Raw genomic sequence first — 3,828 nt, 5'->3', positions numbered from 1 at the left:
GGAGTGACCGGGGCGCTTTTTGGGGGTGTCTGCGGGGCGGCGGCCGTCTGCCTGGCGCTCTTCCGGCTTTTGGCCGGCGGCACGGCCGGAGCGGGGGCCTGGAGCTGGCCGGCGGCGACGGCCTCCTCCAGCCTGGTCACGCGGGCGCTGAGTCCGGCGGCGCTCTGGTCCAGCGTGGGGTCGCTGAGACAGAGGAGGCACAGCTCGGCGTCGGTCCGCCGGTTGCCGCTGCGGGGCAGGTCGGCCAGGGTGCGCTGGAGCCGTTCCAGCATCTGCATGAGCCGCTGGGGACTGCACTGGCCGGAGAGGCGGCGGAGGGTGCCCTCGTCATAGCTGCCGCTGAGGAGGGAGGCGCCGCCCTTGGGGGCGGTGGCCCGCAGCAGGAGATCCCGCACAAGGGCGGACAGCTCGCCCAGCAGGGCGCCCACGTCCTTGCCGTTGGCATAGAGCCGGGCCAGGGTCTCCAGTGCGCCGGCGCTGTCTCCGGCGGCGATCTGCTCCATGAGCGCGGCGGTCTCCAGCGCGCCGGCCAGACCCAGGGCTTCCAGTACCTCATGTTCGCCGATGGAACCGCTGGGGTTGCCGCACTGGTCCAGCAGGGAGAGGGCGTCCCGCAGGCCGCCGTCGGCCAGGCGGGCCAGCAGCGCCGCGCCCTCCTGGCTCAGGTCAATCCCTTCCGCCTGGGCCACCGTGGTCAGGCGCTGGGCGATGTCGCCGGGCAGGATGCGCTTGAAGGAGAACTGCTGACAGCGGGACTTAATGGTGGCCGGCACCTTGTGGAGCTCGGTGGTGGCCAGAATAAACATCAGATGGGCGGGGGGCTCCTCCAGAATCTTCAGCAGGGCGTTGAAGGCTTGGGTGGAGAGCATATGGACCTCATCGATGATATAGACTCGTTTGCGCACGGCGGCGGGAGTATAGACCGCCTCGTCCCGGAGGGCGCGGACGTGGTCCACGCCGTTGTTGGAGGCGGCGTCCAGCTCTAGTACGTCCAGAATGGAGCCGTTTTCAATGCCCAGGCAGGCGGCGCAGGCATTGCAGGGGTTGCCGTCCACGGGATGGGCGCAGTTGACCGCCCGGGCCAGGATCTTGGCGCAGGAGGTTTTGCCGGTGCCGCGGGTGCCGGTGAACAGATAGGCGTGAGAGAGGCGGCCTGTGGCCACCTGGCGCTTGAGGGTGTCGGTAATATGGGCCTGCCCCACCACGTCGTCAAAGGTGCGGGGCCGCCATTTGCGGTATAATGCCTGATACACGGAGCCCACCTCCCGAAAAAAGTAATGACCAAATCAAAAAAGGGAAGAGCCCTCCCGCCGGCCGGGGAAGAAAAAAAGGAGCGGAGGATGCGGGATACACCCCCTCAACCTCGCTCCTCTTGTTTACGCCCGCCATGTCCGGCACAGGGCAAGACCGCACACCGGCCTTTGAAAACTCCGTTATATCCGTTACCCAGGCAGCCGGCTCAGGAGCGGCGCCCCCGCGGCACACGAGGAGATCCGCTTAGTGCTGCTCGGTTCCCCGCCTGACACGGTTCACGGGGCCCCGTTGCGCGGGACCGATCCATCATCGCTGCTTACCGGGGTCAGACGACACAACGTAGCTCCGGGGGCCGGGATTCATCCCTGCTGTAGCGGGTTGCAGGTACAGGGCACCGCTAACTCCCCGACTAGTGCGGCCTTGCCGTGGGCCGGACCCAAAGCCCGGCGCCGCGGAAAGCTCGTATTTGTTATCATACAACATTTCCTTCAATTTAGCAATACGACTTTTGAAATTTTTCAAAATAGGTCTTTACTTTTGGTAAATCTGTGCTATAATACTAACTGCTCAGGCGTTGCCCGGGCAATTGCAGATAAGTATGGGCCTATAGCTCAGCTGGGAGAGCGTACGGTTCGCATCCGTAAGGTCGTCGGTTCGATCCCGATTAGGTCCACCACACTCGGGAGATCTTGTTTTGAGATCTCCCGAGTTTTTTCATGCTTTCAGGATGCACGATAGTACACACTCTTGTCCCCTTCCGGATGCAGGAAGTCGAAGAACTGTGTGACACTGATTTTGAATTCCACTTCGATTTCAAAGTTCCTCCCGATATTCACCCGCTCAATGAGCTGCCGCAGGATCATCTTCTTTCCCTCGATACTACTCCCCGCATACAGGTCGGCCCAGGACATAATCTTGTCATACTCCTTTTGGACGGCAACGGCAGAGCTCTTCAGATCAGCCGCTTTTTCCTTGGCCTGTTCCAATTCCTGTGCCAGCGCCGCCAGTTTGCTTCGGGTGTCCTCTATCATCTCGCCGAGGATGTCCGCTCCAAAACTGCCAGTCCCATTGATGGTTTTGATGATCTCTTTCTTGTAGCTCTCCAGCTCCCGTTCTGCGGCGGCATGGAGCTTCTCCAGATTGGCCACCGAACTGTTTGCCAGTTGAAGTTCCTTCTCACGTTGCTTTTGAATGAGCTGGCTCCTGGGGGCAGTCTTCATCCGTTCAAAAAGCCGAATGACGATCTTATCAACGATGCCGTCCAGTTTCTCGCCGGAATAGCCTGTCTGACCGTCACAGTCCTGCGGATGGCGGATCTTATAGTGGCAGGCGTAACGGATGCGGGTTTCCCGTTTGGGTTCGCCCTTGGCGCGTCTGCCGCTGCTGGTGGTCAACACCAGCTTGGAACCACAGTGGGCGCAGTAGACCATCCCGGAGAGCAGCGCCTTCCCCTTGGAGTTAAAGGGCACCTCATTGTGGTGCATTGTCCTGGCCTCCATCAACTCCTGTGCTCGCTCATACAGATCCAGAGGAACGATTTGCAGCTCTGGAAAGATTTCTGAGCGTGTTTCCCCACTGCGCAGAATGCCCACATACATGATGTTCTTCAGCATTTTGATGATGGTGGTATTGGCGAAGTTGGTCCCCTTTCGGTTGAGATAGCCGTTGTTATATAGCCACCGGGACAACCGCTGTGCGCCAAACCCCTCATAGACATATTTTTCAAAGATGATGCGCACCACCGCAGCTTCATCCGGGTCAATCAGAATCTCGTTGACTTCGTGATTCTTTTTATTGAAGCGCCCCTGCTTTTCCAGGCGGTATCCATAGGGAACGATCCCGCCGCGGAACCTCCCCTCCTGCACAATTTGCGAAAGGCGTGTCTTTGTTCGGGCAGAGGTTTTGAGGCTCTCACCGGAGGCCTGCCAGTAACGGATGTAGTTCAGCAGTTTGTCGATATGATCGTCCATCTTCTGCTGCCCTTCCATTGCGCTCCACACTTCGATTCCGTTGCGGATGAACCACTCCACCACGAAGGGCGTCTCATCATCTCTCCGTCCCAGGCGGTCGAACATGAACACCAGCAGGATGTCAAACTTCCGTTCCTCGGCATCCTGACGGATCTCCTGAATCGCGTCGCGGTCAGCAGCAGCCACCTTGAAACCCGAGACACCTTTTTCCGCAAATTCTTTGATGATCGTCCATCCCTGGCTCTCCGCAAATTCACGGCAGTATTGTTTCTGCATCGGGATATCATCTTTTTCTACCTGTCCTTTGGTAGAGACTCGATAGAGGCAGTATACTCGTTTGCTTTTTTCCATGATTGCACCTTGTCCTTTCTGGTGTAGGACTGCGGTGCATATGGTTTGCTGTTCATTCAGTTTTCAACGCCTCATGAAATGCCATCACAGCTGAGAATGAAAATATAGTCTGTGCGTTAACCGAAGGATTTGCTAAACTGAAGACAGCAGGCGTAGTCCGGTTGCACCTTGGTGGATTTTCACCCCGTTTGTTCAACGTGGACGAATTGCCCAAGAGAACAGCAGTATGTTGCGTCACGTAAGTGAAGAGCAC

At 58.4% G+C, this 3,828-nt stretch carries 3 protein-coding genes, 1 tRNA gene and 1 other RNA gene; 1 reads left to right on the top strand and 4 read right to left on the bottom strand.

Annotated features, from left to right (window positions below):
• A partial coding sequence (gene dnaX / locus H7U37_RS14560) for a DNA polymerase III subunit gamma/tau (protein ID WP_204876851.1) occupies positions 1–1,253 on the bottom strand: 1,253 nt, incomplete at its 3' end.
• A gap of 154 nt (positions 1,254–1,407) precedes the next feature.
• Positions 1,408–1,672: signal recognition particle sRNA large type (ffs, locus tag H7U37_RS14555), an RNA gene on the bottom strand.
• A 182-nt stretch (positions 1,673–1,854) separates the two neighbouring features.
• On the opposite strand from ffs, the gene H7U37_RS14550 reads away from it, so the two are divergent.
• A tRNA-Ala gene (locus H7U37_RS14550) sits at positions 1,855–1,930 on the top strand.
• A gap of 46 nt (positions 1,931–1,976) precedes the next feature.
• Here the strand turns inward: H7U37_RS14550 and H7U37_RS14545 are convergent.
• The gene (locus tag H7U37_RS14545; RefSeq protein WP_204876849.1) at positions 1,977–3,575 is read right to left on the bottom strand and encodes a recombinase family protein; all 1,599 of its coding nucleotides are present in this window, start codon (positions 3,573–3,575) and stop codon (positions 1,977–1,979) included.
• A 52-nt stretch (positions 3,576–3,627) separates the two neighbouring features.
• The coding region (locus tag H7U37_RS14540; protein ID WP_204876847.1) for a hypothetical protein at positions 3,628–3,828 on the bottom strand (201 nt) is incomplete at its 5' end.

Origin of the sequence: Pseudoflavonifractor phocaeensis (assembly GCF_016901735.1) — a bacterium.
In the GTDB taxonomy this organism is placed as follows: Bacteria; Bacillota; Clostridia; order Oscillospirales; family Oscillospiraceae; genus Pseudoflavonifractor_A.
This window is presented reverse-complemented; position numbering and strand designations above follow the sequence as displayed.